Source organism: Lysinibacillus sp. G01H, assembly GCF_028872195.1.
Taxonomy (GTDB): domain Bacteria; phylum Bacillota; class Bacilli; order Bacillales_A; family Planococcaceae; genus Lysinibacillus; species Lysinibacillus capsici.
On the sequence record NZ_CP118397.1, the window covers coordinates 1709944 to 1723259 of the forward strand.

Here is a 13316-nt window from a genome sequence, read left to right on the forward strand (position 1 = left end):
ACGAGGAATCGCCTTTAATACTGTCGTTTATGCCCTTTCTTCACCTCTTCCCAGTCAATCTCGATGTTATGCAACACACGTGTTAGAAGTCTGTGAATGCTGTTCATCTCCTCATTGGAAAACCCTTCAAGCGCACGGGCATTGGAATATTCGCCCTCCCGTTTTAAAAATGGATAGATGTCCATGCTTTTAGCTGTAGGAAAAAGTAATTTATTTTTCTTATTACCTTGTTCAATTCGTTTTTCAATAAAGCCTTTGGTCTCCAATTTTTGAATAGCTCGTGAAGCTGTTGTACGGTCTACCTTCAATAGCTCTGCGACTTTCTCTTGAATAATACCTGGATTTTCACAAATACGGATGACATATAAATATTGCCCCTTTGTTAAATCTAATTCCTTGAATTCAATATTGCTTATTGAGTCTAATGCCCGTGCAATGGCACCTATTTCACGTAAGATTTCTTTCATGTGCGATCCTCCTGAGATTTTTGTTGTAATTGCAATAAAAATCATTCTATACTAATACTATCATCTTCAAAGTGAAATTGCACCTAGAGAAGATGATAAGGCAGGAGAACCTAGGAGGAATAAGTAATGACTATAAAAAAAATAACAACTGAAGCAGAATTACAAACAGCGTTTGATTTTAGACGAAGCGTTTTTATTGAAGAGCAGCAAGTCCCTGAGGAAGAAGAATATGATGAATTTGATGCACTGGATGCTCCATGCGCTCATATTTTGGTGTATTACAATGAGCAACCTGTTGGAACAGGGAGACTTCGAGTTGTAGAGGACTATGGCAAATTGGAGCGTATTTGTATATTAGAAGAATACCGCAAATATGGCCTTGGTAAGGAAGTTATTGTGGGCCTAGAGCAGATTGCTCGAGATAAAGGGCTAACAAAAGCAAAATTAAATGCTCAGTCCTATGCAGAAGGCTTTTATGAAAAATTAGGCTATCAGCGTGAAGGTGAAGAATTTATGGATTGTGGCATCCCCCATATTTTAATGAAGAAATACTGGTAGCAGACGAAATTCACACGATTATAGAACATGCCAGACTTAGCGTCATACTTTGTAACTTTTTAATCGTTGCTTGGGTCTACTGCTTAAAGGGGGGATGTTGTTGAAGAAATGGATATGCCTTTGTATCATGAGTTTGTTACTGACAGCTTGCGGTAGTCAAGTCATAATCGAATGGGTTGATTTAATCAAATGGGATGGTAAGCAATATGAAGCTGTTTATGAAGTCGCGTTAGCCGATCGTTCATTCATTGAAAAGGAAATAGGGGAAGTTGATTTTAAAGTGGCTGATCATGTAAAAAGAACCTCCTATCGCTTTAAGGATGGCGATGCAGCCTTCCATGAGAAGGGAACAAAGCTTTATGCGATAAAGGGTCTTGAAGATGCTATTGCCGTAGAGGATCAGTCGGTTATTAATGGCTATCGAATTTATATGGTAAGAGATGAAGCTCCGCTGCGACAGAATTTTGATCAGGTTCCATTAGAAGAAGTGAAGAAAATAGAATTTTACTCATCTATGGAAGAAGGCAATCGGAAAACGGCTAGCTATACAGACCAGTCTGACATGGAAGCTATAAAGGCGATTTTAACCAACAGTAAACTAGCCCCATCCTTTGAGCCGAATGGAGATACGAACCGTTATGATGTACTCCTTTATACAGACGATGCCATTGCTTTTCAATATGGCATACAATTTGATGGTACTACTTATTTTTGGTTTCCGTCAGAAAACGCGATTTTATCGAATGATATACAGCAATTTATTTCCAAAGATTAGCGTACTTCTCTAGAGAGGCTTATATTGAAGTATATTTCCATGCTACTTTCTGTAATGGTTCAGGCGATAAGGAAGATTCACACTTTAGCAAAATGCTCCAATTAAAGGAAGCTGCCCAAACGATAAGGCAGCTTTCATTTATTTTTCCTTTACAACCGTACCTGCAAAGCTATCATGAGGAAGACGTTGACCCTGCTGCTGCTCGAAGGCGTGGCGATCTTTTAGATAATCGAACGTACTGATAGTGTCTCGATAAGCCATGCGTTTAATAATTTGACCTTCTGATAATGGACGACCATCTTCATTTTCGAGTGTTAATCCCATTGCTTTGTAGCCAATCGTTTGTCCATTTTTACGGAGTTGTGCATATTCTAGTGCCCACAATACCACAGTTGGCGTAACAAGTGCATGAACAGCCTCGTTTTTTACTTTTTTTCGTAGGAAGTATTCAACCCCCAACGTGACAGCTGTTGAAACAGCTGTATCGATTAAAAATGCAGCTGTGCGTTTTTTTGTCATCGATTGCATATAAGCCCTCCTTTAATGACCTGTCACTAGTACATACGAACAATAAGGACAAAAAGTTTCGATTTATCCTAAATTCATATCTAATGAAAGTACAGGATAGGATGGAATCGCCCCATGCTTTGTGGTTGAAATGCCTGCATATCCGTTTGCAAAAGAAAGCAGAGAGATCGCATACTGTTCACAATGAGCTACCATTTGAGCTACTGTTAGTTGATGATGAAGAAATTGACTTAAAATCGCGCCAATAAAAGCATCACCAGCCCCCGTTGTATCAACGGTTTTTACCTTGTCAGTAGGAGCCTTCACATGATGTTTTTTCGTATATAGGGTAGCCCCAGCAGCACCATGTGTAATGATGATAACTTTTACAGATCCCTTGAATAACGTTTGAACAGCTTCCTGTTCATCTTCTAGAGTAGTTAAAAACAGCAGTTCTTCCTCTGAAAGCTTGACAATATGGGCTTTTGGTAAAAAGGCTAAAATGGTTTCACAACACGCCGTCTTATCCTGCCATAAAGGAAGGCGCACATTCGGATCAAAGGATATAAGGCTCCCTGCTTGATGTGCCTGTTCAATAAGGGCAAGATGTGCTTGTTTCATAGGACTCTCTACAAGATTAACAGAGCAAAAGTGAACGATATCGTGCGCTGTTAATAGCTGCGAGGGGAGGTATTCCTGTTTGTATAAGAGATCTGCAGCATGTCGGCGATAAAACTGAAAATCTCGATCGCCATGTTCATTTAATGAAACAAAGGCAAGACTTGTTTCGCCATCCGTTGTTTGACGAATAAACTGGGTATCTACACCTGCTTGCTGCAACGTTTTGATTAGGAAGTCACCAAAGGCATCCTGACCTACTTGTGTGAGAAGGGCCGCCTGCTGTCCTAGCTTTGCACAGACTGCGGCTACATTGGCAGGTGCCCCTCCTGCATGTTTAGTAAAATGCTCAATGTTGGCTAGGGAGCCGTGCTGCTGCGTCGGTGTAAAGTCAATTAATAATTCTCCAATTGTGAAGAGCTTGCCCATTATGAGACCTCCTGTGGTAGACGCTTTTTCTTTGGAACATAAATCGTATAAAAAATACCAGCGAAAATGAGAAGGATCCCCATCGTTTGCGTAAAGCTTGGCATAAAATCAAGCAATAGCATATCCAGTAAAATGGCGACAACAGGGTCGACAAAAACCAATACGGAGACAAGAATCGTAGACAGGCTACGAATACTATCAAAAAATAAATAGTACACAAATCCTGTATGAATAAAGCCTGTGCCGAGTATATAAAACCAATTGGTTGACGTTAATCCATCGAACAGCGAGAAGTCGATAAAAGGCAGTAGTATCACGATTCCAACTGTTGTTTGAATATAGGTTAACGCATACGAGCTAAGCTTCGTGATGGTTTTACTTGTTAGCATCGTAAGGGCATAAAATACCGCTGACAGTAATGCCCAGATAAAGCCAGATTGCATAAATTCTGAGAACGATACAAAATTATTGAGACCGATGATAAAAATACTACCGATAAAGCAAGTGATTGTTGCAACAAGTGCCTGAATGGTCATCTTTTCCTTTAAAAAGATAGCGCCTAAAATTAACACAAATATAGGGGCTAAATTATAGATGGAAATGGCAATCGAAATGGACATTTCCTCAAAGGCTTTAAATAAAAATACCCAATTTAACACAATAAAGACACCGCAAATAAGCGTTTGAAAAATTTCTTTCTTATCCCATACCTCTGTTTTATGTCCACCCGTAATGAGCCACATACCACCTAGAAAGAGGGTTGCGCAAATGCATCTAACAAAGACAAGCTCTGTAGCGGGAACACCAGTGTGAACGGTAAAAAAGCCGATGGAACCAAACAGTGCCATGGAGACTGTTAGTTTAATGATTGCTGAGATGTTCATACGAAACCTTCCTTCTATTATTTTATTAAGCTATAAGAACTATTCACGAATTTGGCCGTTGCCATGAATAACATATTTTGTTGATGTTAATGCAGGCAAGCCCATTGGTCCACGGGCATGTAGCTTTTGTGTACTAATACCAATTTCTGCACCATAACCAAATTCAAAGCCGTCTGTGAAGCGGGTGGAGGCATTATGATACACTGCTGCTGCATCGACATTGTTTAAGAACGTCTCGGCGGTTAATTGATCTTCTGTAATGATGGCCTCAGAATGATTTGTGCCAAAGTATTGAATATGCTCAATCGCTTCATAGACATTTTCCACTAATTTAACGCTTATTTTTAAATCAAGGTACTCTGTCGCATAATCATCCGCCGTAGCTGGAAGGGCAGCTTCAAACTGCTGACATACTTGCTCATCCGCGATGATGGTTACACCTGCATGATGAAGAGACGTTAAAAGCTGGACGCCATGTTCTTTAAACCAAGTAGGATGAATGAGTAAGCTTTCTGCTGCATTACAAACAGAAGGACGCTGTGTTTTAGCATTCAGACAGATTTTTTCTGCTTTTATGTAATCCGCCATTTCATCCACGTAAATGTGGCAGTTGCCTGCACCTGTTTCCAGTACAGGAACAGTCGCTTCATTGACAACTAAATCAATCAGGGCTTTGCCACCGCGTGGAATGAGCACATCTAAGTACTCTTTTAAATGGAATAGTTCTTTGGCTGTTTCGCGGCTTGTATCCTCAATTAATTGAACAGCATCGATAGGGATGGATGTTTTAGCAAGCGCTCGATGAATACTTGCGACAAGAGCCATATTAGAAAACTTGGCGGAAGAGCTTCCGCGCAAAATAACGGCATTGCCTGTTTTTAGAGTGAGTGTTGCTGCATCGATTGTGACATTTGGTCGAGCTTCATAGATCATACCAATAACACCAAGTGGGACAATTCGTTTTTCGATGCGTAGCCCATTGTCTTTTTCAATACGTTCAACAATTGTACCTACTGGATCGTTTAAGGAGACGAGTAAATGAATGGCATCGGCCATTGCCGCAATCCGTTCTTCATTGAGCATGATGCGATCTAACGTAGATGCAGGTATACCTTGCTGCTCACCCTGTGCCAAATCCTTTGCATTTTCAGCCATAATGTCATGTTGATCGATTAATAGCTGTTCTGCAATTTTTTTCAGTGCCTCATTTTTCTCGCAGGTCGTTTTAATATTTAACATGTAGCTTGCGGCTTTTGCGCGTTGTCCTTTTTCTTGAATTTCACTTGTCATTTGTCATTCCTCCTTAATTCGTTTGAATTTTCAGCCATTTATCTCTGTGAATTACCTCAATAGGGCTTTTCAGCAATGTATCAGTCCGTTTTCCCATGGCAGAGATAAGCTCTTGAGAAGAGTACAGCACTTCGCCACGTCCTAGTAAGTCCTTTTCACTATAGACTTCTACAACATCACCATTTACGAAATCACCTTCTACACGATAGACGCCAGCAGGTAATAGACTTTTACCATTATTCATTAAAGCCTGTTCAGCACCACTATCTATAAAAATTTTACCAGAAATTTCCGTGAGTGCAATCCACTGTTTATGATTTGTTAATACAGCAAGCTCGTCATGCTCCACATAAGTGCCATCACCATGCCCTGCTAAAATATCGACGAGCTTCTGTGCACCATGACCTGTTCCGATAAATACCTTCACTCCTGCACGTAGCGCTGTTCGGGCAGCCAGAAGCTTAGAGGCCATGCCACCTGTGCCAACCTTTGATCCTGTACCATCCGCAAAGCTTAGCAAATCATCTGTAATAGCCGCTAATCGATCAATGCGCTCTGCCTGAGGGTTTTTATTGGGATTGGCATTATAAAGGCCATTGATATCTGTTAAAATGATGAGCTGATCTGCGTGGACAAGTCCACTGACGAGTGCTGAAAGCATGTCGTTATCTCCAAAGGTTAATTCACTAATTGACACTGTATCGTTTTCATTAATAATCGGTAGCATGGATCGTTCTAACAATTCCTCGAAAGTCGCATAGGCATTTTTATAGCATTCTTTTTTAGAAAAATCTGTTCGTGTCAATAATATCTGTGCAGGCATGATATCGTAAATACTAAATAAGGCACTGTACGTTTGAATAAGTAGGCTCTGTCCTACAGCAGCAGCCTGCTTTCCTTTCACTGTCACAGGGCGAGCAGGGTAGCCTAGTTGTTTAAAACCCGCCGCTACAGCACCTGACGAGACAAGCAACACTTCATGACCCAATTTCTTCAACTCGGCGATTGCCTGCACATGGTCCATTAAGCGAACTTTATCGATTTCACCCTTCACATTCGTTAAAGAGCTACTACCAATCTTAACAACAATTCTTTTTCTCTCCATCTCACTACCTCCATCATTGCTGAATCAAGATAAAAAAAGCCTTTTCATCCTAAAAATTAGGACGAAAAGACTTGCCTTCCGTGGTACCACCTACATTGAATATCATGCGACATTCCACTTTTCTCATAACGCTCGAGACTGCGCCTAGTTTGGCTAGGACGTTTCACGAAGTAGGTTTCATTAGTCTTTCTTGTACAATGCCTTCCAGCCGATGGGCATCGCTCTCTTTTCAAGCAGTGGCTAACTACTGGTCTTCGTTCGTTTTCTTATCTATTGACTAAAGGATGCACTACTTCTATAAGTCTGTCAAGCTGAACGGATAAATTAGTTGAAAGTTTTGATAAATTAAGAAAGGAATGCGTTAAAATGATAAAGAGGCTGCTTATTCATTTATTTAAACCACCAAATAGCTATGAAAAGGGGAAGCATAGCCAGCACAATGACAAAGAAACTCCAAATGACTTGTTTCCCTGAAGACATATTTTTGGGTTTAATACTCATTTGTTCATACAGCTGGTTAATGGCTCGTTGCTCTTTCGCATAAAGCATTGCTTGAAATTCTTCGTAATCTTGTATATAGCTAGATGGGGCACGTGGACTGAAGCGTAAATTTCGAATGGAATCCGTAATCTCTTTGTCAGCCATCCAATACGTGATGACAGGTGCTAAGCCTGCGTTTTGTGTGGCCTTTACCTCAATGTCATGGGATTTCATTTTATAGTAGACCTGTCCATGCTCATCCTCATATTGCTTGACAATATCACTTACTGCCATTATCAATCACCTCTTATGGAAGTTATCTATTTTATCATGAGTTTCTACTATTATAATGGATTAGGGAAGAAAAGTATCGCTTGAGCGAGCATAAATTGTGAAACCAAAATTGAAAAAAAGTTTTGGATAAAGTCATAAACTTACATCTAGTGAGAACAACGTCATGTAGTATAATGTAAATAGTTTTTTAAAAGAAGTTGAAGGAAGGGAAAGTTTTGGACATTTCAACGTTATTTGCGTTTTTAGGGGCTGCGATTATTTTAACCATTATGCCAGGGCCCGATAATTTATTTGTGCTTGCCCAAAGTATTACACAAGATAAAAAAGCGGGTATTGCCACATCACTTGGATTGTGTACAGGACTACTTGTTCATATTAGTGCAGCAGTACTGGGTATTTCTGCGATAATTTATCAATCGACCATTATTTTTTCCATCGTCAAATTTGCAGGAGCAGCGTATTTATTATATCTAGCTTGGCAATCATTTCGTGCTAAAGGAGACCCTTTTACGTTGCAACAGCAAAATACGCAAGCTTATATTAAATTATATAAAAAGGGAATATTAATGAATATTTTAAATCCTAAAGTATCGTTATTTTTCCTAGCGCTGTTACCACAGTTTGTTAATCCATCGCAAGGACATGTGGCGTTTCAAATGCTTATTTTGGGTATTGTATTTTTAATACAAGCACTTGTATTATTTTCATTGTTTAGTATATTTGCAGGGAAAGTTAGACAAGTCATTATTGGTAAACCTGCGATTGCTAAACGACTAAATATGGTTCAAGGTATTCTCTTCACATTTATCGGGATACAGATTGCCATCAGCAAACAGTAGGGAGGAATGGACATGGCTATTTTACATATTACCTTTAGCTTAGCAACGCAGGGTTCTATGAAACTTGCAATTCGTCAACATCGTTTGCAGCGAAATGAATCAGTTCTAAGTGTCCATGATGATCTCTCGATTGGACCTCTTCAAAACTTTGAAGAACGTAAAACTTGGTTAACCACGCATATTTTAGATGATGATGACCAGCAATTGTATGATGAGATGTATGAAAACTGGAGGAAAAAGATCGCTAATTTACCTTGTGATGTGGATGTGTGGATTTGGTATAGTCACAACACACATGAACAAATAGGACTGCGCTATGTGATGAGTGAGTTAATTCATAAATGCAGTATGGTGTATGGTATTGATGCAACGGAGAATCTAAAGAGTATCCATCCCAATCTAGACATTCGCCATACAGGCGAGCTTTCCTCGGAAATGCTCATGAAGCTTCGCCCTAGTGCGAAACGATTCTCTGTGCAAGAATGTCAGCAACTCGCTAAGGAATGGGAGAACATCAAAGAACAGCCAAGTACATTACGGTTATGGAAAAGTGAACTATTGCATGTAGAGGAAGATGCAATGGATGCATACATTATCGCCAGTGCAAAAAAATTGCATTTACAGCAAAATGAAGAGTGGCTAATGCCTACGCATATTTTGGCACAGATATTTGAAACATTTGTCCATTATGTAGGAAATGATTTTGTAGAGTATCGCTTACTGACCCTCGTCGAACAGGGCGTATTTGCCATGAAAGGCGATACAACGGATATTTTTTCCTATCAGGTTAAATTACTTTAATTCATTTAAGTGAATGAACAGTAAAAAATCAGGCGAGCAAAGCCTGATTTTTTATTGTTCCAAATGCTTGAAGCTGCTTGTATTAGTAGTGCTCAAAGGCAGTCGTTTCAACATAATGATTCAGCACAGTAACTTAACCGTTTTAATTTTGATAACACTTTTCATATTCATCTTTCATCAACAAACTTTGACATGCCAAGCCATTTTCATGATAAATTTCTTTATCAATATTTAATACTAGACTTCTATTTGAATTGGTATAATTAGGCTCTTTATTAACAATGGATAATTTTTCCTCGTCTAGCCATTTCATCGAGAATTGACTTTTAGCCTCTGCATAATAGACGATTTTGTTTGTGTGAGCTTTATTATTTAAAATTTCTATCCATACATGAACACCACCACTTGGACCTGCACCACCATATGGTTCATAATAAGCGTGCGCTGTATATTCTCCTGTAGGAGATAACACAGATTCGGCCACCTTTTGCGTATTTTCTTTATCTAAAGTACTAAACGTAAAAAAATATTGAATATATATAAATATTCCCAAAAACAGGACTAAACCTGTCAATAGTGCTGTTAATGTTTTTTTAGGGAAGTTTTTCTGTTTAAAAAAGAAATTTATTAATTTGATTACAAAAATGAATAATACGATCAAGGTAAATAAAAATACAAAGAAACCTAATGTATTAAGTAATAAATTCAAATTATTACCTCCCTAGTATGGTGAAACAGTGCCTTTTAGAAAATAAAGCGAGTAACAAGGACATCTAGATGATGTTGTTACTCGCTCTTTTTATTTATTGTCATAAAAATCGAAAACAAATTGTTTAAACTGACGTGCAGATGGCGATAAATAACGATTTTCTATCCAAGCCATGCCGATAATTCGTTCACATACCATATCCTCAACATGGATTTTAACGATTTTTTTTGGGTTTAAATCCTCATCATCGGGTAGTAAGGAAACGCCAAGCCCCGCACCAACAAATCCAGCGATTGTCGATACTTCATCACCTTCATAAGAAATTTTAGGCTTAATGCCCGCAGCATTTAATAAGCGATCAGCTGAGCGACGTAATGCATAGCCCTTTTTCATTAAGACAAAACTTTCATGCTCCAATTCTTTCATTTTGATGCTTTTACGATGGGCTAATGGATGGTCAATTGGGACCATTATAAAGAGCTCATCTCGCCATAATTCCTTCCAACAAACTGGCGGCTCTGTATCGATCGCAGCTAGTAGGCACAGGTCTAACTCACCTGCCAGTAATTGTTTTAACTGTGAATGGGAGTAGTTTTGTGTGAAATGAAAACGTATATGGGGATGTTTTTGACGGAAGGCACGAATCAAGTCGGGTACAATACTCGTTCCAAGTGTATGTAAAAAACCGAGTGATACATCTCCGAGTTCTGGATTATTAAGTTCCTGTAATTCTAAAACAGCCTTTTCATATTCCTTACGCATGCGCTGGACACGATATAAAAATAGCTCTCCATATCGGTTTAGCATAATCGAGCGCCCTTGTCTGTCGAAAAGCGGTACACCTAATTCTTCCTCCAGCTTTGAAATTGAACGACTAAGTGCTGGCTGTGAAATCGCTAATGCTTCGGCAGCCCGTGTCATATGCTCTAACTTTGCAACGGTTACAAAATATTCTAATTGTTGCCACTCCATTTTTTTCACCTCTTTTCTTGTGAATTTTGAGTTATCTGCATTATAACGGGAAACAGACGGGAAGTATAGGTAGCAAAAAATTTTTAAAAGGACGTTGCAATTATTTAGCAGAATGGAAAAGTTAAGTAGCAGAAAGTGTGATAGTACAGCCATTAAGTTGACATCATTCATGCATAATACACATTGATTTGATAAAAACTATAAATTGTACATTATGAATAAAGGGTGGTAAGATAGACACATAAAATACACAATTATTAATTTCCGTGAAGGGGATATCATAAAATGAAGTTAACAAAGCCACAACCTCTAACAATCGAGGGAGGCAAAAAAGCCGTACTATTACTGCATGGATTCACAGGTAGCACAAAAGATGTAAAAAAGCTAGGAGAATTTTTATCTCAACGAGGTTATACTGTGCATGCACCAATTTATAGTGGGCATGGTGTAGAACCAGAAGCATTATTAGAAACAAAACCAGAAGATTGGTGGAACGATGTAGTAGAAGGTTATAACTTCCTACAAGAGAAAGGCTATGAAGAAATCGCTGTTGTTGGGATTTCACTTGGAGGCGTCTTTTCATTAAAAGTGGCAGAGACATTCCCAGTGAAAGCATGTGTAGCTATGTGTGCACCGATTACACGTGATAATTCAAAAGGCTTATTTACACGTTTGTACCACTATGCTCGTTTATATAAACACTTTGAAAATAAATCAAAAGATCAAATTATTTCAGAATTACATGAATTACGTATTTCACCGAAGGATTCATTGGACGGCGTAACACGTTTAACAACAGAAACGCGTGAAGAATTATCAACGATCAAAGCACCAACTCTTGTGTTACAAGGCTCACTAGATGATGACCTATATCAAGAAAGCGCACCTTTTATTTTAAATACTGTGGAAACAGACGACAAAGAAATCATTTGGTATGAAAACTCTGGCCACATTATTACATTGGATAAAGAACGCGATAAAGTGTATGAAGATGTTTATAAATTTTTAGATCATATTGAATGGTCAGTTGCAAACTAAGAAGGGGCTGTCAGCAGACAGCTCTTTTTTTGTTGAATCTCACTGGATAAACGAAAAAACTATTGTAATTATAATAAATGCTTGATAACATGATGAAATTGTAGTGAAAAATCATTCGATTAAAATAATTTGCTATAGTCTAAAACTTCTAAGGAGCACATCAATTATGCAACAAAAAATACCTTTTTCAACTTACGCAGTCATTGGAACCATGTTATTTGGACTGTATTTTGGAGCAGGGAACCTAATTTTTCCTATTCAAATGGGTCAATTTGCTGGGACTAATTTTTGGTTTGGATTAATCGGATTTTTAGTGACTGCTATCGGCTTACCATTCCTCGGAATTTTGGCAATTGGCTTATCAGGTAGTAGTGGTTTACGTGATCTAGCCAATCGTGTTCATCCTATATTTGGTATTATTTTTTCATTAGCACTGTACTTAACAATCGGCCCATTCTTTGCCATCCCACGTACAGCAACTGTACCTTTTGTAGTAGGGTTTGAGCCATATATTCAAGCACAACATGCAACACTGCTACTAGCTGTATTTAGCTTTATATTTTTTGCCATTGTCTACTATTTTTCTTTAAACCCAGCAAAAATAATGGATTATATCGGTAAATATTTAACACCTGCATTTTTAGTTGTTTTATTTATTTTAATTATTACAAGCATTACAAAGCCAATGGGCCATTTCCAGCAGCCAATCGGTGAATATATGGATGCTGCCTTTATGACAGGCTTTAAAGAGGGCTATAATACGATGGACGCCCTTGCCTCACTAGCCTTCGGGATTGTTGTCATTAATGCAATTAAAAGTGCGGGGATTACAGATCGTAAGGAAATTGCCAAGGCTACATGGACATCAGGTATTTTTGCAATGGCTTTAATGACGCTGATTTATGGTCTCATAACCTATATGGGCGCTTCTAGTATTAATGCTGTCGGGACTTTTGATAATGGTGGTTTAATCTTTGCGGCAGTGGCCGATCATTATTTCGGCTCATTTGGAGCTATTTTATTGGCGGTCATCATTGTGCTCGCTTGCTTAAAAACAAGTATCGGCTTAATTACATCTTGTAGTGAGTTTTTCCATGAGGTATTTCCAAAAATCAGTTACAAATGGTTTGTGTTCCTGTTGTGTGCTGTATCCTTTACGATTGCAAATTTTGGTTTAAACAATATTATCAAATATGCTATTCCAGTTTTAATGTTCTTATATCCATTAGCAATCGTCTTAATCTTGCTTGCTCTAAGCTCATCCTTCTTTAAGAATAAGCAAACAGTGTATGCCATTGCGATGATTTTTACATTTTTCATTAGCCTGATTGATGGCTATAAAGCCCTGGTAGAAAGTGTGCCAGATGCGAAGTTAGGTGTGTTGGACGCAGTAGAGAAATACTATTCTGCGATGCTACCTTTTTATGATATTGGCTTAGGATGGATACTGCCAGCGTTAATAGGGGCAGTAATTGGAAGCATGATTCCGTCTCGAAAAGTTATATAATGAAAGAAACACGCACAGAAAATGTCTCTGTGCGTGTTTCTTT

At 38.5% G+C, this 13316-nt stretch carries 15 protein-coding genes; 6 read left to right on the forward strand and 9 right to left on the reverse strand.

Annotation, left to right across the window (positions count from 1 at the left end):
- Positions 1-14 precede the first annotated feature (14 nt).
- Complete coding sequence (locus PSR12_RS08260; protein ID WP_274772584.1) at positions 15-467, reverse strand: MarR family winged helix-turn-helix transcriptional regulator; 453 nt, start codon at positions 465-467, stop codon at positions 15-17.
- Between the two features lie 126 nt (positions 468-593).
- Here PSR12_RS08260 and PSR12_RS08265 point away from each other — a divergent pair, with 126 nt between their 5' ends.
- Positions 594-1025: a GNAT family N-acetyltransferase gene (locus tag PSR12_RS08265; protein ID WP_274772586.1), complete on the forward strand. Its 432-nt coding sequence runs from the start codon at positions 594-596 to the stop codon at positions 1023-1025.
- A 94-nt stretch (positions 1026-1119) separates the two neighbouring features.
- Positions 1120-1800: a hypothetical protein gene (locus PSR12_RS08270; protein WP_257521815.1), complete on the forward strand. Its 681-nt coding sequence runs from the start codon at positions 1120-1122 to the stop codon at positions 1798-1800.
- A gap of 138 nt (positions 1801-1938) precedes the next feature.
- Here the strand turns inward: PSR12_RS08270 and PSR12_RS08275 are convergent, their stop codons facing one another.
- The 6 genes from PSR12_RS08275 to PSR12_RS08300 form a co-directional block, all read right to left on the reverse strand.
- Positions 1939-2328: an RDD family protein gene (locus PSR12_RS08275; protein ID WP_257521816.1), complete on the reverse strand. Its 390-nt coding sequence runs from the start codon at positions 2326-2328 to the stop codon at positions 1939-1941.
- 63 nt (positions 2329-2391) lie between these two features.
- Positions 2392-3354, reverse strand: a complete 963-nt coding sequence (locus PSR12_RS08280) for a carbohydrate kinase family protein (protein WP_274772589.1) — start codon at positions 3352-3354, stop codon at positions 2392-2394.
- Positions 3354-4238 (reverse strand): DMT family transporter, encoded by an 885-nt coding sequence (locus tag PSR12_RS08285; RefSeq protein ID WP_004229564.1) that lies wholly within the window; start codon positions 4236-4238, stop codon positions 3354-3356. Before PSR12_RS08285 ends, PSR12_RS08280 begins: the two co-directional genes overlap by 1 nt.
- Before the next feature lie 39 nt (positions 4239-4277).
- On the reverse strand, positions 4278-5528 hold the full coding sequence (locus tag PSR12_RS08290) for a glutamate-5-semialdehyde dehydrogenase (protein ID WP_274772591.1): 1251 nt from the start codon (positions 5526-5528) through the stop codon (positions 4278-4280).
- A 13-nt stretch (positions 5529-5541) separates the two neighbouring features.
- A complete protein-coding gene (proB, locus tag PSR12_RS08295; RefSeq protein WP_274772593.1) occupies positions 5542-6633 on the reverse strand; it encodes a glutamate 5-kinase in 1092 nt (363 codons plus the stop codon).
- A 390-nt stretch (positions 6634-7023) separates the two neighbouring features.
- Complete coding sequence (locus PSR12_RS08300; protein WP_274772595.1) at positions 7024-7407, reverse strand: sodium:proton antiporter; 384 nt, start codon at positions 7405-7407, stop codon at positions 7024-7026.
- Between the two features lie 215 nt (positions 7408-7622).
- On the opposite strand from PSR12_RS08300, the gene PSR12_RS08305 reads away from it, so the two are divergent.
- Both PSR12_RS08305 and PSR12_RS08310 read left to right on the forward strand, forming a co-directional pair.
- Positions 7623-8246, forward strand: coding sequence for a LysE family translocator (locus PSR12_RS08305; protein WP_221680770.1), 624 nt, complete (start codon positions 7623-7625; stop codon positions 8244-8246).
- 12 nt (positions 8247-8258) lie between these two features.
- Positions 8259-9047 (forward strand): DUF1835 domain-containing protein, encoded by a 789-nt coding sequence (locus PSR12_RS08310; RefSeq protein ID WP_274772597.1) that lies wholly within the window; start codon positions 8259-8261, stop codon positions 9045-9047.
- Positions 9048-9189: 142 nt separating this feature from the next.
- On the opposite strand, the gene PSR12_RS08315 is transcribed toward PSR12_RS08310, so the two are convergent.
- Positions 9190-9756, reverse strand: a complete 567-nt coding sequence (locus PSR12_RS08315) for a DUF5412 family protein (RefSeq protein WP_221680772.1) — start codon at positions 9754-9756, stop codon at positions 9190-9192.
- 90 nt (positions 9757-9846) lie between these two features.
- Positions 9847-10728 (reverse strand): LysR family transcriptional regulator, encoded by an 882-nt coding sequence (locus PSR12_RS08320; protein ID WP_048390154.1) that lies wholly within the window; start codon positions 10726-10728, stop codon positions 9847-9849.
- 285 nt (positions 10729-11013) lie between these two features.
- On the opposite strand from PSR12_RS08320, the gene PSR12_RS08325 reads away from it, so the two are divergent.
- A complete protein-coding gene (locus PSR12_RS08325) occupies positions 11014-11766 on the forward strand; it encodes an alpha/beta hydrolase (protein WP_221680773.1) in 753 nt (250 codons plus the stop codon).
- A gap of 166 nt (positions 11767-11932) precedes the next feature.
- Complete coding sequence (gene brnQ / locus PSR12_RS08330; RefSeq protein ID WP_274772601.1) at positions 11933-13273, forward strand: branched-chain amino acid transport system II carrier protein; 1341 nt, start codon at positions 11933-11935, stop codon at positions 13271-13273.
- Positions 13274-13316 lie beyond the last annotated feature (43 nt).

Excerpts from the sequence above, each read along its gene's own strand:
- PSR12_RS08300 (WP_274772595.1), bottom strand. The coding sequence starts at position 7,407 with ATGGCAGTAAGTGATATTGTCAAGCAATATGAGGATGAGCATGGACAG.
- PSR12_RS08285 (WP_004229564.1), bottom strand. The coding sequence starts at position 4,238 with ATGAACATCTCAGCAATCATTAAACTAACAGTCTCCATGGCACTGTTT.
- PSR12_RS08270 (WP_257521815.1), top strand. The coding sequence starts at position 1,120 with ATGTTGTTGAAGAAATGGATATGCCTTTGTATCATGAGTTTGTTACTG.
- PSR12_RS08310 (WP_274772597.1), top strand. The coding sequence starts at position 8,259 with ATGGCTATTTTACATATTACCTTTAGCTTAGCAACGCAGGGTTCTATG.
- PSR12_RS08325 (WP_221680773.1), top strand. The coding sequence starts at position 11,014 with ATGAAGTTAACAAAGCCACAACCTCTAACAATCGAGGGAGGCAAAAAA.
- PSR12_RS08320 (WP_048390154.1), bottom strand. The coding sequence starts at position 10,728 with ATGGAGTGGCAACAATTAGAATATTTTGTAACCGTTGCAAAGTTAGAG.
- PSR12_RS08290 (WP_274772591.1), bottom strand. The coding sequence starts at position 5,528 with ATGACAAGTGAAATTCAAGAAAAAGGACAACGCGCAAAAGCCGCAAGC.
- PSR12_RS08280 (WP_274772589.1), bottom strand. The coding sequence starts at position 3,354 with ATGGGCAAGCTCTTCACAATTGGAGAATTATTAATTGACTTTACACCG.
- PSR12_RS08265 (WP_274772586.1), top strand. The coding sequence starts at position 594 with ATGACTATAAAAAAAATAACAACTGAAGCAGAATTACAAACAGCGTTT.
- brnQ (WP_274772601.1), top strand. The coding sequence starts at position 11,933 with ATGCAACAAAAAATACCTTTTTCAACTTACGCAGTCATTGGAACCATG.
- proB (WP_274772593.1), bottom strand. The coding sequence starts at position 6,633 with ATGGAGAGAAAAAGAATTGTTGTTAAGATTGGTAGTAGCTCTTTAACG.
- PSR12_RS08275 (WP_257521816.1), bottom strand. The coding sequence starts at position 2,328 with ATGCAATCGATGACAAAAAAACGCACAGCTGCATTTTTAATCGATACA.
- PSR12_RS08260 (WP_274772584.1), bottom strand. The coding sequence starts at position 467 with ATGAAAGAAATCTTACGTGAAATAGGTGCCATTGCACGGGCATTAGAC.